This window comes from Enterovibrio norvegicus (genome assembly GCF_002876705.1).
Classification (GTDB): domain Bacteria; phylum Pseudomonadota; class Gammaproteobacteria; order Enterobacterales; family Vibrionaceae; genus Enterovibrio; species Enterovibrio norvegicus_B.
In genome coordinates this window covers 72,588-95,669 of record NZ_MDAG01000068.1, presented here as the reverse complement: position 1 = coordinate 95,669, position 23,082 = coordinate 72,588, and the positions used below count along the sequence as shown (strand labels likewise).

The 23,082-nt window shown below is 47.0% G+C and carries 22 protein-coding genes; 11 read left to right on the top strand and 11 right to left on the bottom strand.

The window, feature by feature from the left end:
• Positions 1 to 15: 15 nt before the first annotated feature.
• Positions 16 to 720, bottom strand: coding sequence for an SDR family NAD(P)-dependent oxidoreductase (locus tag BCT27_RS23325; protein WP_102396940.1), 705 nt, complete (start codon positions 718 to 720; stop codon positions 16 to 18).
• 87 nt (positions 721 to 807) lie between these two features.
• Between BCT27_RS23325 and folM the strand changes: the two genes are divergently transcribed.
• The 5 genes from folM to BCT27_RS23300 all read left to right on the top strand — a co-directional run bounded on the left by folM (position 808) and on the right by BCT27_RS23300 (position 4,583).
• The gene (gene folM / locus BCT27_RS23320; RefSeq protein ID WP_338418005.1) at positions 808 to 1,575 is read left to right on the top strand and encodes a dihydromonapterin reductase; all 768 of its coding nucleotides are present in this window, start codon (positions 808 to 810) and stop codon (positions 1,573 to 1,575) included.
• Between the two features lie 25 nt (positions 1,576 to 1,600).
• Positions 1,601 to 1,960, top strand: a complete 360-nt coding sequence (gene folX / locus BCT27_RS23315) for a dihydroneopterin triphosphate 2'-epimerase (RefSeq protein WP_102317932.1) — start codon at positions 1,601 to 1,603, stop codon at positions 1,958 to 1,960.
• Positions 1,961 to 2,108: 148 nt separating this feature from the next.
• Complete coding sequence (locus BCT27_RS23310) at positions 2,109 to 2,648, top strand: cytochrome b (protein ID WP_102389876.1); 540 nt, start codon at positions 2,109 to 2,111, stop codon at positions 2,646 to 2,648.
• Positions 2,645 to 3,214, top strand: coding sequence for a YceI family protein (locus tag BCT27_RS23305; RefSeq protein WP_102317934.1), 570 nt, complete (start codon positions 2,645 to 2,647; stop codon positions 3,212 to 3,214). The genes BCT27_RS23310 and BCT27_RS23305 overlap by 4 nt, the downstream gene beginning before the upstream one ends.
• 247 nt (positions 3,215 to 3,461) lie before the next feature.
• Positions 3,462 to 4,583 (top strand): amidohydrolase, encoded by a 1,122-nt coding sequence (locus BCT27_RS23300; protein WP_102396938.1) that lies wholly within the window; start codon positions 3,462 to 3,464, stop codon positions 4,581 to 4,583.
• A 147-nt stretch (positions 4,584 to 4,730) separates the two neighbouring features.
• Here BCT27_RS23300 and BCT27_RS23295 read toward each other — a convergent pair whose 3' ends face one another.
• The 3 genes from BCT27_RS23295 to BCT27_RS23285 form a co-directional block, all read right to left on the bottom strand.
• Positions 4,731 to 6,179: an MFS transporter gene (locus BCT27_RS23295; protein WP_102310147.1), complete on the bottom strand. Its 1,449-nt coding sequence runs from the start codon at positions 6,177 to 6,179 to the stop codon at positions 4,731 to 4,733.
• 523 nt (positions 6,180 to 6,702) lie between these two features.
• Entirely contained in the window at positions 6,703 to 7,758 is a 1,056-nt protein-coding gene (aroG, locus tag BCT27_RS23290; protein WP_026025021.1) for a 3-deoxy-7-phosphoheptulonate synthase AroG, read from the bottom strand.
• Between the two features lie 240 nt (positions 7,759 to 7,998).
• Positions 7,999 to 9,498: a cobyric acid synthase gene (locus tag BCT27_RS23285; protein WP_198597616.1), complete on the bottom strand. Its 1,500-nt coding sequence runs from the start codon at positions 9,496 to 9,498 to the stop codon at positions 7,999 to 8,001.
• A 292-nt stretch (positions 9,499 to 9,790) separates the two neighbouring features.
• On the opposite strand from BCT27_RS23285, the gene BCT27_RS23280 reads away from it, so the two are divergent.
• On the top strand, positions 9,791 to 10,342 hold the full coding sequence (locus BCT27_RS23280; protein ID WP_102389865.1) for a hypothetical protein: 552 nt from the start codon (positions 9,791 to 9,793) through the stop codon (positions 10,340 to 10,342).
• Positions 10,343 to 10,406: 64 nt separating this feature from the next.
• Here BCT27_RS23280 and BCT27_RS23275 read toward each other — a convergent pair whose 3' ends face one another.
• Complete coding sequence (locus BCT27_RS23275; RefSeq protein WP_102396937.1) at positions 10,407 to 11,294, bottom strand: AraC family transcriptional regulator; 888 nt, start codon at positions 11,292 to 11,294, stop codon at positions 10,407 to 10,409.
• 359 nt (positions 11,295 to 11,653) lie between these two features.
• Between BCT27_RS23275 and BCT27_RS23270 the strand changes: the two genes are divergently transcribed.
• Genes BCT27_RS23270 through BCT27_RS23255 form a run of 4 tightly spaced genes read left to right on the top strand, consistent with a single transcriptional unit; the run spans position 11,654 to position 15,997 of the window.
• Positions 11,654 to 12,118 carry a (2Fe-2S)-binding protein gene (locus tag BCT27_RS23270; protein WP_102396936.1) on the top strand — a complete coding sequence of 155 codons (465 nt, stop codon included), beginning with the start codon at positions 11,654 to 11,656 and terminating at the stop codon, positions 12,116 to 12,118.
• 4 nt (positions 12,119 to 12,122) lie between these two features.
• On the top strand, positions 12,123 to 14,333 hold the full coding sequence (locus BCT27_RS23265; protein WP_102396935.1) for a xanthine dehydrogenase family protein molybdopterin-binding subunit: 2,211 nt from the start codon (positions 12,123 to 12,125) through the stop codon (positions 14,331 to 14,333).
• Between the two features lie 36 nt (positions 14,334 to 14,369).
• Complete coding sequence (locus tag BCT27_RS23260; RefSeq protein ID WP_102396934.1) at positions 14,370 to 15,413, top strand: XdhC family protein; 1,044 nt, start codon at positions 14,370 to 14,372, stop codon at positions 15,411 to 15,413.
• A complete protein-coding gene (locus tag BCT27_RS23255; RefSeq protein WP_102396933.1) occupies positions 15,410 to 15,997 on the top strand; it encodes a nucleotidyltransferase family protein in 588 nt (195 codons plus the stop codon). The genes BCT27_RS23260 and BCT27_RS23255 overlap by 4 nt, the downstream gene beginning before the upstream one ends.
• A gap of 53 nt (positions 15,998 to 16,050) precedes the next feature.
• On the opposite strand, the gene BCT27_RS23250 is transcribed toward BCT27_RS23255, so the two are convergent.
• Entirely contained in the window at positions 16,051 to 17,598 is a 1,548-nt protein-coding gene (locus tag BCT27_RS23250; RefSeq protein ID WP_017009952.1) for a BCCT family transporter, read from the bottom strand.
• 133 nt (positions 17,599 to 17,731) lie between these two features.
• Positions 17,732 to 18,190, bottom strand: coding sequence for a GNAT family N-acetyltransferase (locus BCT27_RS23245; protein ID WP_102396932.1), 459 nt, complete (start codon positions 18,188 to 18,190; stop codon positions 17,732 to 17,734).
• 282 nt (positions 18,191 to 18,472) lie between these two features.
• Here BCT27_RS23245 and BCT27_RS23240 point away from each other — a divergent pair, with 282 nt between their 5' ends.
• Positions 18,473 to 19,561, top strand: coding sequence for a methyl-accepting chemotaxis protein (locus tag BCT27_RS23240; RefSeq protein WP_102396931.1), 1,089 nt, complete (start codon positions 18,473 to 18,475; stop codon positions 19,559 to 19,561).
• Between the two features lie 84 nt (positions 19,562 to 19,645).
• Here BCT27_RS23240 and BCT27_RS23235 read toward each other — a convergent pair whose 3' ends face one another.
• The 4 genes from BCT27_RS23235 to modA form a co-directional block, all read right to left on the bottom strand.
• On the bottom strand, positions 19,646 to 20,080 hold the full coding sequence (locus BCT27_RS23235) for a hypothetical protein (RefSeq protein WP_102317946.1): 435 nt from the start codon (positions 20,078 to 20,080) through the stop codon (positions 19,646 to 19,648).
• Between the two features lie 167 nt (positions 20,081 to 20,247).
• On the bottom strand, positions 20,248 to 21,354 hold the full coding sequence (gene modC, locus BCT27_RS23230) for a molybdenum ABC transporter ATP-binding protein ModC (protein WP_102396930.1): 1,107 nt from the start codon (positions 21,352 to 21,354) through the stop codon (positions 20,248 to 20,250).
• Positions 21,351 to 22,043, bottom strand: a complete 693-nt coding sequence (gene modB, locus BCT27_RS23225) for a molybdate ABC transporter permease subunit (protein WP_102396929.1) — start codon at positions 22,041 to 22,043, stop codon at positions 21,351 to 21,353. The genes modC and modB overlap by 4 nt, the downstream gene beginning before the upstream one ends.
• 26 nt (positions 22,044 to 22,069) lie before the next feature.
• Positions 22,070 to 23,008 (bottom strand): molybdate ABC transporter substrate-binding protein, encoded by a 939-nt coding sequence (modA, locus tag BCT27_RS23220; RefSeq protein ID WP_422386146.1) that lies wholly within the window; start codon positions 23,006 to 23,008, stop codon positions 22,070 to 22,072.
• Between the last annotated feature and the right edge of the window lie 74 nt (positions 23,009 to 23,082).

The following is a 23,082-nucleotide window of genomic DNA, read 5'->3' as shown; positions in this document are numbered from 1 at the left end:
GCTATAGCACACCCCCTACCAAGGGATTGATGAATGATCATGGTGGTATAGCTGTCCACTGTCAGTGGGGGTCATGGATGTAACCATACTGACAATGCGCGACGCCGTCATCTCTGGAGAATACAGCTTTTCTTTGGGCCAGTTTTTCGTGAACGGTTCAGATAAATCACTGGAGGTTGTTCCAGGGTGCATGGCAATAACACTGCTTTCCGGTGACTTTCGCCCCCACTCAATGGCTAGATTTTTGATAAACATATTCAACGCCGCTTTTGACATTCGATAGCTGTACCAACCACCCAGCCCATTGTCTTCGATGCTCCCTACTTTTGCGCTTAATGATATCCAACGTACCGAGGACTTACGATTTAGCAAAGGTGACAACGCTTGAGCAAGAACCACTGACGGAAGCACATTGATACGCATGGATTCATGCAGCCACGCTTCATTCAACTGCATAAGATTCTTCTCAGGTTGATACGTCTGATTGTGGAGCACGCCTGCACATTGAATAACCCCGTGTAATGTCGAGATATGCGGCGTGAGAAAGCGGGTAATCCTCTCAACGTTGCCTTGGTCTGTCATATCAACACAAAGGTGCTCGTCCGATGGATCACCATGACGGCTTATGCTGATGACGTGATAACCCTGACACCTAAGTGTATCAATAATTGCACGACCAATCGTTCCATGTGAGCCAGCCACCAATACTGTTTTCTGCATCCTCACCCCTTAATTCGTTCTGCTAATATCTTCTAAACGTATGATTTTCATTCAAACACAGCAAGAAAATGATCTTTCTCCACGCCCATGCGTATTTTTTCCTGCTGTTTATCATCGGAATTCTTTTATATGGCTCAAGAGACCATTTTGATCACAGGTGCAGGACAACGCGTCGGCTTAGCCCTTGCCCAACATTTTTCAGAACGCAATTATCACGTTATTGTGTCCTACCGTACGGAACACAAAGCAATTTCTGATTTAAGAGAACGTGGCGTGGAGTGCATCCATGCGGACTTCTCCACCAATGAAGGCATCACATCTTTTGCAAATCACATTGCCGGTTTAGGCGTTCAAGTCCGTGCATTGATACACAACGCATCAGACTGGAATGCGGAAAGCCAAACCGATGACTACCCCGCGTTGCTTGATCAAATGATGCAAATTCATGTTAAAACACCTTATTTACTCAATTTAGCGTTACATCCGTTCTTAAAAGGATCAACCACAGGCAATGAAACTGGGAGCGCCGACATCATTCACTTTACGGACTACGTAGTGCGCAAAGGAAGTGCCAAGCACATTGCCTATGCAGCAAGTAAAGCTGCGCTGGAAAACCTCACCCTTTCATTTGCCCAGAAGCTGGCGCCTAGAGTGAAAGTGAATAGCATCGCCCCTGCCCTTATCATGTTTAATGCGGGCGATTCTGAGAGCTATAAAAAGAAAGCCCTTTCTAAGTCATTGATGGGTATAGCACCTGGCGAACGTGAAGCAGTAAACGCCGTAGACTTCATATTAAAAAGCGCATACATGACGGGTCAAAGTGTCAACTTAGACGGCGGTCGCGCGCTCAAGTAATTCACCAAAATAACGGATACCGACTATGCAAAACGCCATCATTACTATCACGAACCTACGTCTTCGCACCTATATTGGTTTCAATGATGAAGAGCAACAGAAGAAGCAAGACGTCGTCCTCAACATAGAAATTCATTACCCCGGCGAAAAAGCCTGTATGAACGACAACGTTGAGGACGCACTGAATTACAAGGTGATCACAAAAACCATAATCGATCACGTGGAAAATGGACGATTCCTGTTGCTCGAAAAATTAGTTTCTAGTGTTCTAGACATTACGACGGAGCATCATTGGGTAACTTACTCGCGCGTAACCATAGACAAGCCCCATGCTTTAAGGTTTGCGGACTCTGTATCACTCAGCCTGAGTTGGCAGAAAACGTAATAGAACTCTGGTTTGTTCGGCATAATTGGACAACTGGCGGTGAGTTCCTTCTATTTTTTCGAACAAGTTGTTCAATCGTGGCTGGTTAAACTCTGGCCACGATTAATTATAATTCTCATTAACAACAATACATCGGAAACAAAAAGGAATGGATAACCCTTCACACTACAATTTGACGCTACGCGTCATTCATTGGTTAACAGCACTTGTCGTTGTCGGACTTTTTGCCGTAGGTTGGTGGATGGTTGATCTGACGTATTACAGCAGTTGGTATAAAACAGCCCCTTTCTGGCATAAATCTATCGGTATTTGCCTCGCTGCTTTAACGGTATTCAGATTGGTTTGGCGCGTCGTTAAAGGCACGCCAGCAATCGAAGGAAAACCGTTGGAAAGAAAAGCAGCACACGCTGCACACCATACGATTTATCTTCTGCTGTTCGTGATTTTTGTTTCAGGTTATCTCATCTCTACCTCTGATGGTCGAGCAATTGAAGTCTTCAATGTCTTCTCTGTGCCATCAATGGGTGAGTTATTTCCAAATCAATCTGACATCGCGGGTGCAGTTCACTATTACGCTGCATTCACGCTAATTGGCTTAGCCATTTTACATGCTGCCGCTGCCATAAAGCACCATGTCATCAATAAAGACAATACATTACGGAAAATGATCGGAGACAAAACATCATGAAAAAAACACTTCTAGCTCTAGGACTTGCAGCTGCAACTTTGTCACCAACTTTTGCGATGGCTGCTGACTACGTTATCGATACAAAAGGTGCGCATGCGTCGGTAAACTTCAAAGTTCCGCATTTGGGGTACAGCTTTATCAAAGGTCGTTTTAATGACTTTGGTGGCGAATTTTCATACGACCCTGCCAATGTATCAGCCTCAGAAATCCTAGTGACTATCGATACAACAAGCCTTGATTCTAACCACGCTGAGCGTGACAAGCACTTGCGCAGTGACGATTTCATCAACGCATCGAAGTTTTCTTCAGCAACCTTTAAGAGCTCTTCTGTTGCAGAAAATGCAGACGGTACGCTCACAATCAATGGCGATTTGACACTGCACGGCAAAACAAAGCCGATTGTTATCGCGGCTAACTTCATTGGCGCAGGCGATGACCCATGGGGCGGCTACCGTGCAGGCTTTGAAGGCACAACACGCGTAGAGCTGGCAGATTTTGATATTCCAGTTGTTGGCGCATCAAGCTTTGTCGATCTTGAGCTTCACGTTGAAGGTGTGCGTAAATAATCACAACGTAACCTGCTCACTTTATTAGTTTTATTTAAGGCGGATATGACATCCGCCTTTTTTCTTTTCCTTTTTCATCCGTCAATTTCCTTCTAAAATCACACCCTAAAATGCCCTCTCCCCGCCACAACTGTTACAGTTTTTAAACCCTCTACGCTTTCACGTTTTAGATAAGATCTATGTCACAAAATCTCATTAACTGCGCGCGTATGGTAGTGGGCTAATTTTCATAATCACGAGGGTTGCTATGTTTAATCCGATTCTATTTCGCCACCAACTTCATCGCTCCCCCGAACTTTCTGGTTCTGAAAAAAGAACGCATGAGCTCCTTGTGAAAACCTTACGAACATTTGGTTATTCACCCATTGAAGATGTAGGTGGGCACGGTGTCGTGGTAAAAATAGACAGCGGATTACCGGGACCACACTTACTTTTTCGAGCAGACACGGATGCGCTTCCCATTAACGAAGTCGCTGTTCACCAGCATAGTTCAGAACATGACGGCATCATGCATGCATGCGGCCATGACGGGCACTCTGCGAGCCTCATGGCGTTGGCATATCGATTGTCATTGTTCACCTTGCAGCGTGGCACCGTGACGATGATTTTCCAGCCATCAGAAGAAAATGGCCAGGGTGCACTCGCGATGCTAAGTGATGAGAAATGGGATAAGGGTAAAATTGACTATGCCTTTGGATACCACAACGTTCCAGGTTATCCATTAGGGCAAATACTGTGTCGAGAAAATACATTTGCTTGCGCTTCTACGGGGCTGTCCATCACCTTTAAAGGCAAGACAGCACATGCGGCATACCCAGAAAGTGCAATTAACCCAACATTTGCTATTCGGGAGCTCATGCAAGACATCGAAGCTCTCCCTATCACATTGGGTAGTCTAACGATGGCAACCCTTGTCCACGTAAACCTAGGACAACCTGCATTTGGCACAACACCAGAATCTGGGCAACTCATGGTTACACTGCGAAGTGATAGTAATAAATGCTTCCAACAGTTGTGTGACGGACTTGAGGAAAAAGCAAAGGCATATGCAGATCGCGATGGATTAACACTTGATATTGATTGGGACGATAATTTCAACGCAACCATCAATCACAGTGAAGCCAACATGTTGCTCAAGCAAGCCTGTAAGGACATTGGTTTTCATTTTGCCGATCTCAATGAACCCATGCGTTGGTCAGAAGACTTTTCAGCTTACTCCGCACAATGGCCATCGGCTTTCTTTGGCCTAGGTAGTGGCACAGAGCACCCACCATTGCATGACCCACATTATGATTTCCCTGATACCCTCATCGATATCTCTAGCAAAATATTCGAGCAAATCATCAGAGACATGAACGGACTTAGATAGCGTTTATTCTCTCGTTCTCCTTTGTATCGCTTGTTTTTTCTGAAGACCTTTATGCTTAACACCTTTTGTTTAGTGCAAAAAAAACGGCTCACCGAAGTGAACCGTTTTCTCGCTTAGTCCTGTGTTAGGACTCATCGATACTCGTGCTTACAACTCACCACGAAGTGAAACCAGCTTCGCTTTAATCGCGCGGGCTTTCTCTTCCGTAAGGTCGTAGTTCCACATAACGAGGATAGCGAGTGCAGCCGTTGATGCTGGAATGATGATGTCTGCAAGACGCAAATTAATCATCGTTTCAGCAGATTGACTTGCTGCGCCAGGATCAAAGCCGACCAGCTTAATCACTAGACCACCTAGGATTAGAGCAAGCGCCTGACCGAGTTTAACCATCAACCAGTAGATCGCGCCGAATGTACCTTCGCGACGTGGCATACCGTTATCCAGCTCATCCATGTCACACACATCCGCCGTCATACTCATCATCAATGTGAACAGACCACCAATACCAAATGACATCAGCGGGATAGGCATGAAGATCATCCAAGGGTTTGAAGGATCGAAACCCCACCATTTCAGCGCATAACCGACAATAGAGATCATGGTTGAGATGACGAAAGCGTTACGTTTGCCCCACTTGTTTGCCATCCAAGTAATGATCGGGATAACCAAAAACGCGGTCGTGATTGCACTGATGGTAGAGAACCATGCTGGCCAGCTACCTGTTGCACCATAATCGCCGTCAAACATGTGGAATACGATGATAAAGAAGCTAAACGAAGCAACAAGCTGGAAGCCATTAAAGACAAGGAACGTCGCGCCACACAATCTAACGAATGGACCGTTTTTGAACACTTTCTTAATGCCAGAGAATACCGCGGCTAAGTTTGTCCAAATGGTTGCAAACGAAATTTCAGCACGGTTTTCCATTTTGTTCGAATCAATACCCTTACAGAACAAGCCCGGAAGAATACCCAATACGATACAGGCACCAGCCACATACAACGAGAGCGTGCGAACACCTTCAGCTTGGGAGTCAAACAGCTCAGGGTCTGCAATCATAACCCAGAACCAAGGTACGATCATCCAAGCGATTTGACCCATGGTTTGAGCAAACGCCATCAGACGCGTACGTTCGTTGTAATCAGAAGTCATCTCGTAACCCAAGGCAACAAACGGTGTTGCGAACATGGTGTTACCAATGGTGAAGATCAGCGAGAAAATGAGGAAATACCAAAAGTTATACGCTTGAGATGCTTCAGGGTCGAGTTGCCAAAGTAACGCAAAGAATACGCCACTCAAGATTGCACCAACCACGATATAAGGTCTTCTGCGCCCCCATCGTGATTTGGTGTTATCCGTGATAAAGCCCATGATTGGATCGGTCAAGGCATCGAATAATCGAGGAAGACCACCCAGTAGACCGGCTAAAAACGGGTCAATACCAAACGCGGTGATCAAAAAGAACGAAAATACACCAAGCGCTCCAGGCAGGAGGTTTAGTGTGAGTGTACCAGCACCGTATGCTCCTTTTTGCTTTATAGGAACATCGGCTCTGACTACGTTGCTAGGATTGGCTGTTGCTTCAGTTTGCGACATAACTCATTTGTTAACCATATGTGAATACGTGTACTGATAGTAACGGTCTAGTGCGAGTGACTTCAAACCGGAACCAAACAACAGATACCTCTAAAAACACAAAAAGAAAGCGCTTTCTTTGGCCTCTTCATTTGAGAACAAACAAATATCCCAACATGGCCACCCAGAATGGGCAAGTTACATAACAATCCACCAAATATTAAGATATTTTCGGCATCTTTCATTTCAGTGACACAGGTTACACTTATTTTTACGGGTTATTGGCGCTCCCGTCATTTTATTGTCACTCGTGTTAATCAAGCTTTTCTATCATGTGTTAATTTATCGTTAACCAATCACCGTATTTCATGCGCTAACGTGTCTGAGAAACCCAAACTCTGACCCTGAAAATTTGACTAATACGTACTTATACCGCTTTCCCTACCCTCTTCGTAAAGAAAGGGCTTTCATTGAATTTCACGCATAAAAAAAGCCCGCAGCATCATGCTGCGGGCCTCGAATTCAATCTATTGTCTGTTGCGCATTATTTAGCAGCGCGACGCTCTTCTACAGCATCAGCGAGACGTTGAAGAACCTGCTCAGTCATTTCCCAGCCAATACAAGCATCAGTGATACTCTGGCCGTATACTGCAGCTTTGCCATCAACCAGATCCTGACGACCTTCAACGAGATGGCTTTCAATCATCACACCGAAGATAGCATCATTGCCACCAGCCACTTGGTTTGCTACGTCATCAGCAACAACCGCTTGACGTTTGTAGTCTTTGCTGCTGTTTGCATGGCTGAAATCAATCATCAGTTTGTTACGTAGTTTTGCAGAATCAAGCTGCTCTTGAATCGCAGAAACATGCTCCGCGGAATAGTTAGGCTCTTTACCGCCACGCAAAATGATGTGGCAATCTTCATTACCTGCAGTTTCTACAATCGCCGAATGGCCGTATTTGGTCACAGACAAGAAGTGGTGCGGTGACTCTGCTGAGCGAATCGCGTCTGTTGCGATCTTGATGTTGCCGTCGGTACCGTTTTTGAAGCCGACAGGACAAGAAAGGCCTGACGCCAGTTCACGGTGAACCTGAGATTCGGTCGTACGCGCGCCGATTGCACCCCAGCTGATCAAATCACCCATGTACTGAGGTGTGATCATATCGAGGAACTCACCTGCCGTTGGAAGGCCCATATCAGTAATGTCCAACAACAGTTTACGACCAATACGAAGACCATCGTTCAATTTGAAGCTGTTATCCATGTATGGGTCGTTGATAAGACCTTTCCAACCTACTGTTGTACGCGGCTTTTCAAAATACACACGCATAACAATTTCAAGCTGACCTTTCAGTTTTTCGCGCAAAGGTTTTAGTTTCTTTGCGTACTCAACAGCCGCTTCTGGATCATGGATTGAACATGGGCCGATAACAATCAGCAAACGATCATCTTGGTCGTTAAGAATGTTATGGATGGATTGGCGAGCATTAAACACGGTTTCTGACGCGTTATCTGTTGCCGGGAATTTTTCTAGGATCGCTACTGGCGGCAAAAGTTCTTTGATTTTGCTGATGCGAACGTCGTCTGTTTGATAAATGCTCATATTTCACCCTTTTTCATTTCTTGCCGTCATTTTGTTTGTTCAAAACAACGTATGCTTCCTTCATATGTCGTTAACTTATCGCCAATCCAACGTGAGTGCAAACCTATTTTTACAGGATTTTAAAAATATTTATTACCACGCGGTATTGACTGGCGATAATTATGTGCTAGCAATAAATAAAAGGCATGAATTCCGATACTTTTATTCTCACACTATCAGACAGTTAATCGCCGTTTATCGCTCTTCCTTTGAAAGCAGTTTCAGCTTAGGAAAAAGCAAATCAAGATCTAAATTCGCCTCCAAAGCATCAGCCAACACATCAATACTCTTCTCTCGAAGCGCATCTAGGTTTGATTGTTTCGCTTTTTCCAACCCCGCCCACTGAAGGATCAATGCACAAGCATCTGGCGAATCAAACACACCATGCCAATAGGTTCCTAACACCACATCATCCTCACTCACCAAACCATCGAACAAGACGTTGTCACTGTCTTCGTTTTTATATGATATGGGTGATTTACCATGGACTGTCGACACACCCATGTGGATCTCATAGCCTTTGACGGGTGCTTCACGCCCCAGCAGTGCCAATGTGCCTGTTTTCTGTGTAAGTACCTTTTCTTTTTCTATTGTGGTTTCACACTGCAAGTAGCCCAACCCCTCTACCGATGCAGGTTCACCTTCAATGCCATACGGATCGGCAATACGTCGTCCCAGCATTTGATACCCACCACAAATACCCGCAATCTTGCCCCCATAGCGAAGGTGTTTGGCGATTTGCTTGTCCCAGCCATACGCACGTAACGATGCCAAATCGCTGATCACACTCTTACTTCCAGGAAGCACGATCAAATCTGCAGCAGGCAATGGGTCTCCCGGACGGACAAATTGAAGATTCACCTGAGGGTGCATTCTTAGTGCATCGAGATCAGTATGGTTACTGACACGTGGATACACAGGAACAACAATATTGAATAACTCCGATTCTTTATCGTCTGACTGTGCAGTATCAATGGCATCTTCCGCATCCAGCATCAAACCTTGCAGATAAGGAATAACCCCAATCACAGGCTTGCCCGTCTTTTCTTCCAGCCAATCTAAACCGGGCTCTAGTAACTTAATGTCGCCGCGAAATCGGTTGATCACAAAGCCAATAACGCGGTCTTGTTCTGATTGAGACAAGCAATTCAACGTGCCTGTTAGGTGTGCAAACACCCCTCCACGATCGATATCAGCAACGATGATAACGGGCACATCGGCTTCTTCAGCAAACCCCATGTTTGCAATATCATTTGCGCGCAAATTCACTTCTGCGGGGCTACCCGCACCTTCAATCAAGATGGTATCGAACTGGCTTTTAAGAATCTCGAACGACGCCATCACAGGCGGCATCGCAAATGTTTTATAGGATTGAAAACCAATTGCGTCCATCGACGCCGTCGCTTTGCCTTGTACGATGACTTGTGCTGCACAATCAGAGTTTGGTTTAAGCAAAATGGGATTCATATGAACCGTCGGCTCAACACCACAAGCGAAGGCTTGAAAAGCTTGTGCCCGCCCTATCTCGCCACCGTCTTTTGTCACAGCACTGTTTAACGCCATATTTTGAGATTTAAACGGGGCAACAGAAATGCCTCGACGCGCGAGTACACGCCCCAAACCAGCGACCAAAACACTTTTACCAGCGTCTGACGTTGTACCTTGAACCATGAGGGCTTTGTGAGTAGAAAGCATGTAATAAACCTGAATATTCTGAGGGGTGTGCGTGTCTGTGAGGTTCAGTGAAGTACTGAGATCGTCAACGTAATGCGTGAACCCCTTGTCCGCAAAGCGAAATCCCGCTTCTTTGACCTAGTGATTAAATGCAAAGATACCACACCGTTTGCATAAAAATGTTACCGAAATCCTCGCACAAGAAATTGTTTGTAATCTTCATCAAATTTATGTGCTTCACACCTGCAAATTTCGTCCAGCTACCCATACACTCAAACGGTTGTAATACTTTATAGATAAGGCATGGAAAGCTGTGAATACTAGAAAAAGAACACGCGTTATTCGAACTATTGCACTCTCACTTGGCCTGTTTTCCGCTGCTGCCTCGGCAACAAATTTTAATTACACCAACCTTGAGGTTGGTTTTACCTCTAATCCGTCAGGGTTAGCAGCGAAAGCAAGATTGGCCTTTATGGACGGTGCGCATTTCATTGTGAATGGCAGTAGCCAATTCGAGGGAGATTGGATTGCGTCTGGTGGCGCGGGATTTCACGCACCGATCAATGGTTTTGTCGATGTGCATGGTGACGCGCAAGTCTATTCGGTCAAATTCCCTCAAGATGATAAGCATGACTGGGGCGAACTTGCCTACGGCGTCAATGTCGGCGTCCGCGCTTGGGTGCTTCCGCAAATGGAGGCAAACATTTTGGTTGGCCAAGTGGCGTTTGATTCAGATGACACACGAAGTGTGGTTGAAATTGGTGGGCGCTTTCACTCCACTGACGCACTCTCTCTTGGCGGGGTTTATCGTTTCAATGGCTTGTACAAAGAGCAGTTCTATCTCAATGTGAGATTCGAACTCTAGTCTTCCATAGTAAGGTTCGAGACGAAAACTCGAACCTCGTTTCCTGTTTTTATCTGCCTATCTTCTAGCCAATCGCAATCACCGCAGACTTGGCTTCACTCGGCGTAATCCCAAAATACCGTTTAAATTCACGACTGAATTGGGACGGACTGCTATAACCCACGGCATAACACACCTCCGCGACTTGAGAACCCAAAGACAACATCGAACGCGCTTTATGCAATCGCAACGATTTCACATATTGCATCGGCGATACCGAGGTCACTTGTTTAAAGTGTTCGTGCAATGTTGACGCGCTCATCCCCGCCACATCGGATATTTCATCAATCCCCAGATTTCGCTCAAAGTGCTGCTCGATATAATGCACAACAGGTGTAATTCGGTTTGCACCCGCATGGTTGTTCACACTGTTGCGCAATAGCCCACCTGATGGCCCTTTCAATACCTGATAGTAAAGTTCGCGGCACAAGGATGCAGACAATACCTGCCTGTCCATTGGATCATCCGCAGTGCGAATCAGCCGCGCGAGATTTCCCATTATCTCTGGCGTGATTGCTGTGGATTGCGTGAGTTCCATTTGCTGTTCAAGCGCATCATCACTTTGCCATTGACTCATTTCCATCATCAACTGGCCGACCATCTGCCGATCAATGCGTAAACTCGCACCTACATATGGCCTATTGGGGTCAACACGCGACACGCTGGCATCCACAGGTCGTGTGACAGAGTTGATCAAGTAGGTGGATGGGTCATATTGATAAACACTTTTCCCCGAGCTCAATTGCTTGCTGCCTTGCAGCACAAAACAAATAGAAGGCTGCAGAACAATCGGCATCACAGGAATATTTTGTGTCGAGGAAAACAGTGTCAGCCCTTCAATGTCAGTGGGGTGAACACAATCGCCGCCCACATGTTGGAAGACATGTTCAGCCAATACAGAATTGAATTCCATGCAAACTCTCTTTCAAATTAGATCGTAGGATTATGACACCAATCGCGCACCCAAGCCTGTTAATGACATTAACTTCGGAGTAATAGGCAAGAATACAGGAACATCTCGATAACATGTCCCCAAAATTCTAGCCATAGTTACTAGGAGAATACCCCGTAGACCACTATTGCCTGAAATCAGCACCCAACACCTTGCAGTGCTTCCTATCAACTACGCTAAAAGTGAATGCGTGGCTTGTAGCAAGTGCGGTTTGGGATTGAATGCGTTGTGCATTCTCAAGGGGTGATATCGCCACCCTGCTGAACACCGAGCAACCTCGTCATTCGGGAATAATAAAAGCCCTATCGAAGGAGAAAAACATGACCGTTTCTATCAATATTAACGGGCAAGATCATGAGCTGGATGTCCCACCTGAAACGCCACTTTTGTGGGTGCTTCGAGACAATGTCAAACTCACGGGCACTAAGTTCGGCTGTGGTCTTGCTCAGTGCGGCGCGTGCACCGTCCACATGGCAGGTCAACCGATTCGATCTTGTGTCACCCCTGTCTCTGCAGTCATTGGGCAACATATCACCACCATTGAGGGCATTGAAACAAAAGCCGCCAAAGCCATTCAAACTGCGTGGGAAGAACTTGCGGTACCGCAATGCGGGTATTGCCAGTCAGGCCAAATCATGGCGGCGAGCGCACTCCTTGCTAACAATCCTTCGCCCACAGATGACGATATCGACGCTGCAATGAACGGGAATATTTGCCGCTGTGCAACGTACGTTCGAATCCGTGAGGCCATTAAACAAGCCGCGAAAGAATCAGCACAGGGGTAATGACATGCAAGAGTTTATTCGTGCGTTTCAAGCGAAACGCAACGCCGATCTAGCGACACAATCCTCTGGCACATCACGTCGAAGCTTCATTAAACTCATGACCACGGCGGGTGCAGGTTTAACGTTGAGCGTTCATCTTCCTGCTTTTGCTACATCAGCAGCAGACGCCGAAGGAACACAGTTTGAGCCGAACGCGTTTATTCGCATTGGCAATGACAACACCGTCACCATTTTGATTAAGCACCTTGAAATGGGACAAGGCGTCACAACAGGGCTCGCGACCATTGCCGCTGACGAGCTAGATGCGGATTGGGCATTGGTTTCAACCGAAGCGGCCCCCGCGAATGCAAACCTCTACAACAACCTCTTGTTTGGCCCAGTGCAAGGTACAGGCGGCAGTACAGCCATCGCTAACTCCTTCATGCAGCTTCGTGTAGCAGGCGCAAAAGCCCGCACCATGCTGGTGAGCGCAGCAGCCAAGCTGTGGAAAGTACCAGCAAGTGATATTTATGTTAGCAAGAACATGGTTTCTCACCAAGCCTCAGGCAAATCTGCCTCTTTTGGTGAACTGGCTGAATTGGCCACAATGGAAGCTTTACCTGCTGATGATGCTGTCACGTTGAAAAAGCCTGATCAGTTTTCGCTGATTGGTAAGACGGGCACCACGCGCAAAGATCATGGAAAAAGCAACGGCACGGCAACCTTCACACAAGATGTCCAAATCGAGGGCATGTTGACGGCCGTTGTGGCTCACCCGCCTTCCTTCGGTGCCAAGCTCATCAGTGTCGATGCTACGGACGCTAAAAAATCCCCTGGTGTGGTCGATGTGGTTCAAATACCCGCAGGTGTCGCCGTAGTTGCGAAGGATTTTTGGAGTGCCAAAGTGGGACGCGACAAACTAAAACTGGTGTGGGATCGTTCCGCATTCACCAAAAGCACGGATGACCTCCTAAAAGAATACAAAACACTGGCCGATCAAAAAGGCTTACCCGCACGGGTTGAAGGCGACGCCAGTGGAAAACTTGCCACCGCTGATAAAGTGCTTGAAGCCACCTATTACTTCCCTTTTCTCGCCCATGCCGCCATGGAGCCGATGAACTGTGTGGTGTTGGCCGAAGATGACAAATGTGAGATGTGGTATGGCGCACAGCTACCGACCATCGATCAATTTGTTGCGGCGTCTATCTTGAACATCAAGCCAGAAAACATCGCCATCAACACCGTGTTTGCCGGCGGTAGCTTTGGTCGACGCGCCAACCCACAATCAGACTATGTTGCTGAAACTGTGATGATCGCGAACACACAACGCGGTGTGCCGATCAAACTGGTGTGGACGCGAGAAGATGACATGCATGCTGGTTATTATCGCCCTATGTATGTTCAAAAAATCCGAGCATCATTGGATAACCAAGGTAATGTCGATGCATGGGAACAGCGCGTTGTGGGCCAATCCATCGCAGCGGGCACCTCGTTTGAAGATTTCATGGTGAAAGATGGCATCGACAGCACGTCTGTTGAAGGCTCTTCGACACTGCCTTACCGCATTCCACACTTTGCTGTTGAACTGCACACTACACAAAGCCCGGTTCCCGTGCTGTGGTGGCGTTCGGTTGGCCATACTCATAACGCGTTTTCGACCGAAACCTTCATCGATCAACTCGCGCATACCGCAGGAAAAGACCCCGTGGCTTACAGGTTAAACATGCTAGAAGGCCACCCACGTCTTAAAGGCGTGTTAAAGCTTGCTGCAGAAAAAGCCGGTTGGGATAAGCCCTTACCTGAAGGGAAAGCGCGAGGCATCGCCGTGCATGAATCCTTCCGTACTTTCGTTGCGCAAGTGGCCGAAGTGTCGGTGAAAAACGGAGAGATCGTTGTCGAGCGCGTCGTGTGTGCCGTTGACTGTGGCGTTGCTATCAACCCCAGCAACATCGAAGCACAAATGCAAGGCGGCATAGGTTTTGGTCTTTCGCAGACACTGGAAAGCGAAATCACCCTCAAAGATGGCGCTGTCGTGCAATCTAACTTTCACGACTACAAGGTACTGCGATTTGCTCAGATGCCCACCGTAGACGTGCACATTATGCCTTCAGCCGAGCCGCCAACAGGCGTTGGTGAACCTGGTACGCCACCGATTGCACCTGCTGTCGCGAACGCGGTGTTTGCGTTGACGGGTCAGCGTTTAACCGACTTGCCGTTACGCTTGGCCAAAAGCTAACCGGTGAAACAAACGGAACGGATGTAAAGGACAGTCATGTCGAATCATTTACTCCATTTGCTTAGCCAATGGTACCCAGAAAAAGACAATGCCGAGTGGGTGCTCGGCACTGTCTTCAACACGCATGGCCCCTGCTATCGAAAAGCAGGTGCCATGATGTTCTTTAATGGCTTTGGTCAACAACTGGGCATGCTTAGCGGCGGATGTTTGGAATCAGATATCCAGCGCCATGCAAAGAAAGTGATGGCCACAGGTGACAGTGTCACGCTGATTTATGATAGTCAGGATGAAGATGATCTCTCTTTTCAACTTGGCATCGGGTGTGGCGGCACGGTTGAAGTCATGCTGCAATCTTTGTCGGCTGCTAACAATTATCTCGCATTAGAGGCGGTGTATACCCACCTAATGCAACGACAATCCGGCCACTTCTATCAGCGTATTCCAACTAAAAATGCTCACCGTTCTGGCTCGCTATCAGACGCGGCATCATTCATTCCGTCAGAGCAGGCGCACCACTATGTTAGTGACGGCGTCACGTTTGGGAAGCGCTTTAAAGAAGGTGAACAAGACTGGCTACGTACCTATGTTCAACCGCCTATCCATCTCTTGATTGCAGGCGGAGGGTTAGACGCAAAACCGCTCGTAACGTTAGCAAGTCAATTAGGTTGGCACGTTTCACTTTGGGATCCACGCCCTGCCAATGCAAGGCGTGAATATTTCCACACCGCAAATACCATTCTTAGAGGTTCTGCCGAATCACTCGCCACATATTGCCTCAACCACCGTGTCGATGCTGCCGTCACGATGACCCACAACGTGACCTTGGATGCACAGGTATTGTCATCCCTCCAGCATGCTGAATTACGCTACCTCGCGTTACTTGGGCCGACACATCGCCGTGATGACGTATTAACGGCTGCGGAAATTAAGATCGACGATCTTCCCTGTCACTTATCAGGCCCCGCGGGTTTACATCTCGGCGCAGCGTTACCAGAAGGCATTGCCATGTCGATATTGGCAGAATGTATGGCCAGATTAAATGATGCGTCTGGGGTATCGTTCAGTGGTTCTCTGTCATGATGACAAAAACCACGGTCGTCATTCTCGCGGCGGGAAAAGCATCTCGATTTGGATCGTGTAAGACGCTCGCTATCGCCAATGGAGAACCCCTCGTTGCACGCGCTATTAAGGCTGCAAAAGCCATCAGTGACGACATCTACCTTGTGACAGGATGTTGGCATAACGACATAAGCAAAGCCGCAAAACAACATGCGTGGCCAGTGCAATTATTGTATGCCAAAGAGTGGGAATCAGGCATTGGACGTGTGATTGCCAGTGTCACCGAACAGTTGGAACAGACATGTTCAAAAATGATGATTCTATTGGCTGACCAACCTGATGTTTCAGGGGCGGATACGAACGCGCTATTGACCGCCTTTCACGTCGAAGACGTGGATATTGCGTGTAGCCAATATGCGGATACCTTAGGTGTGCCTGCTGTTTTCAATCAAACGACGTTTGACCGCCTTAAATCACTTGAAGGAGACAAAGGCGCAAAGGTGTTGTTTTATGAAGATGGGTACACGATAACAGCGGTATCGCTTATACATGCCAGCGTTGACATCGATACGCCACAAGCGCTAACGGCGTGGGAAACCAAATAACAAAAAGGAGAACAATGACTGTTCTCCTTTTTTGTATATTTCGCTTATCTTGTTCAACTCGTAGTGACGAGCTTCCAACGCTTTTCTTGCTTCGATTGTTTGATCATCCAAAAAATCGTCACAGGCGCAGATATCAAGGTCGTCGCGATGAGAATCGACACAGGAACGGCAGTGATCACGATAAAGGATTGAAGCGCACTCAATCCGCCCTCACCCGCCGCCAGCAATACAGCGGCAACGACACCCAGCATGATCGCCCAAAACAGACGATGGTACTTTGAAGGCGTTGTATTTTCTGACGTGACGACTGCAATGGAATACGCCATTGAATCACCCGTGGTCGCCACGAATGTCGTCGTCAGTAACAAGAACGCAGGAACGAGAATGGCTTGAAGCGGTAACTGTTGAAGCATGGCAATCAAAACAGCGGGTAAACCAGCGTCTGATAACGGCCCAGAGATACTGCCAGGGTTCGTCATCTCAAAGAAGATACCCGTCCCGCCCAACGCACTGAACCAGAAATTGGTCGCGATAGGTGCGCAAACACTGATAGCCAGAATCAGCATTCTCACGCTTCGTCCTTCAGAGATCTTGGCAATGAAGATCGCCATCATCGGCGCAAAACCAATGAACCAGCCCCAAAAGAACCACGTCCACCCGCTCTGCCAGCCTTCATTTGCAGCATCAAGCCCCAATGAAGAAAAATGGCTGATATAGGTGCCGAAACCTGCGGCAAATTCACCGAAAATAAACTGTGTCGGCCCAAGGAAAAGTACAGCAACCAGCAATGCAAACGCCCCAATGACATTCATCTTACTCAACCACTGCAACCCTTTGTCCAATCCAGAAAATGCTGAAATTGAGTAGACCGCGACAACACCCAAAAGAATCGAGATCTGAAGCGTCAGCGTATTCTCCATACCCGTCAGAGACTCCACACTATAGCCGAGTTGGCTCGCCAAGAAGCCGATTGGGCCAATCGTGCCCGCAGCAACACCAATGATTGCACACGTATCGACAACCGCGCCTAACCAGTGGTTCTCTAAGCGATCACCACACAATGGGTACAGCAATGCGCGAGGACGCAGGCTCAAGCCTTTATGATGATGTGCATGCATCAGAACAATGGTCGCCAGTGTGCCAAGCACAGCCCATGCAAGAAAGCCCCAATGGAAGAAGCTTTGCCCCAATGCTGCAGAGGCTGCTGCTTCTGTGTAAGGTTCTGCCCCAGAAAAAACAGGCGGCGCTGACATGAAGTGATAGACGGGCTCAGCAGCAGACCAGAAGACACCGCCCCCTGCTAGCAAAGTACACATGATCATAGAAAGCCAGCGAAACGTGCTCATTTCAGGCTTGAGCTTCTTACCCAGCGTCATTCTACCCGCAGGTGAGATGGCGATGATCAATGCAATAGCAAAGTTAAGCACCATTAGCCACTGCCAAGCGTAGCCAAATATATTGGCTGACATCGCGTACAGAGAATTGATCGTGTTAGTAAAAGACTGCAGGTCAAACAATGCAGCAAAGAGGAAGCAAGAGAAAAACCCGATAGTCAGTGTTGAAACGAGTTTGTCGCTAGCAATTAGAGATTTAAAAGTCATTGTGCTCTCACATTATGCGTGAGGGACGGGACTTTATCAGCTTGTTGGAGTGATCGCCATCACTTTTATTTGAACACTAAACATTATCACTTCAAGATTTTGCGAACCAAGTTACTACACATGCTCTTATACACTACACGATTGGCAGCATATCGTGATAAATCCCCTTCTCTGAATTCGGAATTTCAAAGAGCTCTAAATATTGGGCGTAGTATGCGTGGCTATTGGTTGGTATCACTGCGTATCCATAGCCCGCGTCCTGCATAGCCCTTAACGTGACACAAAGGAGTGATTGACCGACACCGCAACCTCGCCACTCAGGACTCACACCCATTGGGCCAAAATAGCCTTTAGCAGTGCCGTCAAAACTCGCAAAACCACAAATGCGACCGCCTTTTAAGGCGATATAAAGGCCATTGCTATGGCAATACGCAGTCTCCGCTTCACATCGCCATCCCATTGAAAACGTCGCTTCAATCCATGACAACACGGTATCTTTTTCGGGACCAATCGGTTTTCGAATCGTGATCTCATTCGCGATGTATTCCTGAGAAATAAACGCGGTGTTATATAGCGGCACTAAATAATCCATCTCTAATCATTCCTGTTGTTTGTTGCGTATTTTTACCCAACGAAAATCAGCGAAACACTGTCGGAAAATCATTCCTAAACGAATGAATATCAGCATTAAAAACACATCCAAACAAACCGTTTCACATGGATATAGTCTCTTTATTTTCAGACAGTTATCCATAAAAAATCGCACTGTAAACTTTACTCAGAAAAACGCGAATTGGTACGCTGTTTTGTAATGACAGTTTCATCAAATCTGATACGCTGATGCGAAAATCATCCGATAAGAAAGGTGTTGTAAATGGCGTTTTGGAACAACAAAAAAGTCGCTCTTGATTTTGAACGTAGACTACGTGAACTAGAAGAAAATCACGCAGAAGAACGTTTAAATTTCGACCGACAATTGGAAGAAAGCAAGGCTGAGATAAATGAACTCGAAAACATCATTAGCAATCTTACAGAAACGAGCCAGTGTCAGCTAAAAGGGGCTGAAATGCTCACGTCCATTCGTGAAGGGCTCGTCACGAATGCAGAGAAACTCCTTTCTGAAAAACATGAACTTTCCGAACTCGATGGCATGTTTGCGCAGACACTCACTGCAATTGAGAACCTTTCGATTCGAGCAACGCGAATTTCTAAGGATGTGGAGCGCAATCAAAGCGCTGTTGCTGAACTCACAGAAACCACCACATCAATCAACCGCTTCGTTGCTGCCGTCAAAGAGATCTCTGAGCAAACGAACCTTCTCGCATTAAACGCCGCCATAGAAGCAGCCCGTGCAGGTGAAGCTGGCCGTGGCTTTGCTGTCGTCGCCGATGAGGTTCGTCAACTGGCACGAAAAGCCGGTGAAGCCAGCCAACAAATCGAAAGCCTAGTAAAGAAAGTGATCCTTCAAAATGCTGAGATCCAAGAGTTCGTAGAAGAAAGCCAACGCGGCGCAGAGGAAGTTGCAACCTCCTCCACGCAAATTGGTAGCGTCGTACATGATGTTATCGACAAATCCAAAGTCATGCAGAAAGTGATTCAAGACGCGGCAACCACAGCATTCTTAAACACGGTTAAGCTCGATCACGCTGTATGGAAATCCGTTGTTTATGGCTACATCAGCAACAGCGATTTTGGAAAGACAGTAAACAGCCATACCGAATGCCGATTGGGAGAATGGTACTTCAAAGGTGATGGTGCGAAATACTTCAGTCAGTTTTCGTCATTCAACAAGCTAGACAGGCCTCACAAGCTGGTTCACGAATCAGGAAAATTGGCATTAGAATCTGGCGCACGCGGTGACTATACATCGATGGTGAATCATCTAAATACGATGGAAAATGGCAGCTTAGAAGTGACGGAATCTCTCGATCACCTGATTCACGAAAGCTGTAGATCTCACTGAACGTCATTTTAGGTTCGACAGTACTTCTCGCTAACTCGCCCTATCATCCAACTTTTACGTCGAACATAAAAAAAGCCTGATTCATCAGGCTTTTTCTTTTCGCTTCTTCATTTTCGAATTCGCGTGTGTTTCGATAATTTGCTTATGCAGCGCGGTTGCAGCTCGCATCAAACGTGGGTGGATTTGAAGCTGCTTACTGTCGAGTAATCTTCTATTAAAGTTAATCACTGACGCTGTTACACATGCAGCCACTTTGATTTGCCCTAGCTTATGCGCATACATCGCGGTTTTAATCGCTAGAAATGCACGCTGATCATTCTTCTTATAAGTTTGATTCGCAAAGCGCTCAAATCGAACAAAGTCTGCGTGATACGTTTTGTGAATACGCACAACGTGTTTATCGTAGTATTCCTTGTACTTGCTGTAACTGCCCGTTTTATTGGCCTGCATGAGTTTTTTGACCCAATCTGTCGACTTGAGTTTTTCCTTGCCAAACAAGCCGGTTAGCCAACCAAACATTTAGTCCCCCTGTACTCACCTCGAGTAAGTTCTCTAAATAGAGTATCTAATTCGCTCACGATAATACTTCTTATACATATATTTCTAGGACGTTTGCGGCACACTACACACAGTGTACGGTAACGGGGATTCTACTGAAAACTCACGAAAAGTATGCAAGTAATTTGTTAGAAATTACTATGATGCTGTGCCAGATCGCTTTTCGCGATACTGATGCCTTTTAATTGAGCAAACACCTTGTCACCCGTCGATAATGCAAGTTCATCAGCTGCCCACTCAGTGATATTTGCAATCAATACCTCGTTACCCATTCTTAACATCACTTGGCAGTAACCTGTCGACATCTCACCCTGCTTCGCTCTCACCACTGACTCAATAAAACAAGGCAGCACGTTACGAATACTGGTGTCTGATGCAGGTGTTTTCACTATCGAAATGTCATTAGCAAAGACACGCAATCTCAGGCGAGAATCTAGCGCTGCCTCAACACTCGGAACCCACAATGTTTCACCTTCAAGATCGAGTTTCGACATTGCATAGCGCGGATGCGTCCCTACCACTGTGGCGGTGACCAAGGCACTTTGTTCTTTTACCGACAGCCACGGCTGCATGTGCTCTGAACTCCACACGTCATGCAGTGAACCATTGGCGATCACCCTGCCTTTGTTTAGCAGCAACATATGATCAGCCAATTGCAGGATTTCATCCAAACTGTGACTGACGTAAATCATTGGAATGGAGAGCGACTCCGTCAGGCGAAGCAAATAGGAAATCAGCTCCTGTCGGCGTGGACCATCGAGAGAAGCGGTGGGTTCATCCATGATCAACAGCTCAGGCTCAGAAAGCAATGCGCGCCCTATCGCTACACGTTGTTTTTCGCCCCCCGACAAATCACGAGGGTAGCGAGCAAGTAATTCTCCAATGCCAAGCAACTGGGTGATTTCTTCAAACATTGAAGGATTCGCACGTGATTGCCCGTACCGCAGGTTCTTCTCAACAGACATATGAGGAAACAAACGTGCATCTTGAAACACATACCCGATACGTCGTTTTTCGGGTGGCAGTTTGATGTTTTTTTCTGCATCAAACAGTGTTGATTCACCCACCGAAATCTTGCCTGTGTCTGGCACTGATAGCCCGCTGATCGCATTTATTAGCGATGTTTTTCCCGCGCCAGAACGGCCAAAGATCGCAGTAATCCCCGACGATGGAATAGTTTCGTCTAATGACAATGAAAAATTGTCGAGTGCTAACGAAAAATTCAAGGTGATCATGACAAGCCCATCCTTTTCTTCATTCGGCGACTCAGCCATTCCGAACCAAACAAGGAGAGCAATGCGATAACTATCGAAAGAATACAGAGTCTCGCGACACTTTCTTCAGCGCCTGGGGTTTCGAGAAATGCGAACATGGCCAATGGGATGGTTTGCGTTTCCCCGGGAATGTTCGAAACAAACGTAATGGTTGCGCCGAACTCGCCCAAACTTCGGGCAAACGCCAACACCAAACCTGACAAAATACCCGGGGCGATTAAGGGCAATGTTATCGAATAGAAAACGCGCCATGGCGGTGCACCTAAGGTTCTTGCTGCATCCTCAAGACGCTGATCAACCAACTCTAGCGACAAGCGAATCGCCCTTACCAGCAAAGGAAAAGCCACCACGGCAGACGCCAATGCTGCGCCTTTCCAGCTGAATGAAAATGACACACCAAACGTATTGTATAACCACTCCCCGACGGCACCACGACGTCCCATGACCACCAGCAATAGATAACCAATGACCACAGGTGGCAGCACCAAGGGCAAATGAATCACACCATCGAGAACAGATTTACCTGGGAATTGTTTACGCGCCAACAGCCAAGCGACAGCAATACCAAGTGGCAAACTTGCAGCAACGGCAACCGTGGATATTTTCAAGCTCAGCCCGAGGGCTTGCCATTCAAGAGGAGTTAACAACATGCGTTAAACATTACTCCATAGAAGGTTCATTTCGAGAGTTCCTGATCGGATGGCGAGGATGACACCACGTTGAAACCCTGCTCTGCCAGAATGCGGTGTGCGTCATCTGAAGACAGAAAATCAAAAAACTGCGCCGCAGCTTCAGACGCATCTTTAGTCATCGCTTTCGGAAAGATAATAGGTGCATGGGATGAATCAGGCACATCGGCAACAACATGTACTGCCTTTGATGCAATCGCATCTGAACGATAAACAATGCCAATGGGCGCTTCTTTACGCTCTACCAACGCCAACGCAGCGCGCACACTGTTTGAGTAAGCCAATTTATTCGCTAACACCGGCCATAGCTGAAGGTTTTCGAGCGACTCTTTTGCGTAAATACCTGCAGGCACGTGCGTTGGGTCTGCGATAGCCATACGCGCATTACCAATAGCATGAAGGAAAGACGCATCATCGAGGTTGACCTGAGAAATATCATCACGGGCACTGACAACAACCAATGCATTGCTGACCCACGGAGATAATGTATTGGTGTCAACCACCGCTTGGTCGACGGCGTAGTTCATCCACTTTTCGTTTGCGGAGACATAGATGTCTGCTGGTGCGCCATAAGCGAGTTGCCGAGCAAGTGCAGAAGAGGATGCATAAGACAAAACAACAGTACGTTCAGTTTGTTTCTGGTAGGCCTGAGCAATCTGGTCTAACGCCGTTGTCATCGAGGAAGCAGCAAAAACGAGCACCCTTTCTCTATCACTGGCATGAGAGAAAGGCGAAAGCAACAGTGAAAACAACAAGAAGAGTGTGCTGACAATGACGCGAAACGTGCGTTGCATGAATTCCCTATAAAAAGCGCGATTGAGAAGCACATCATACCAACGATCGATGCGACAAAGGTATCGAATCAAGCCTTTATTGATGTGTCTGATGATAATGCGAGCAGATAACCAGATAAATTCTTCTGTCACAGTTACACCGTTAACCTGACCATTTCCCAATCAGTTAAGCGAGACCAGAACTTAGCCCAAGACGCTCACGATAC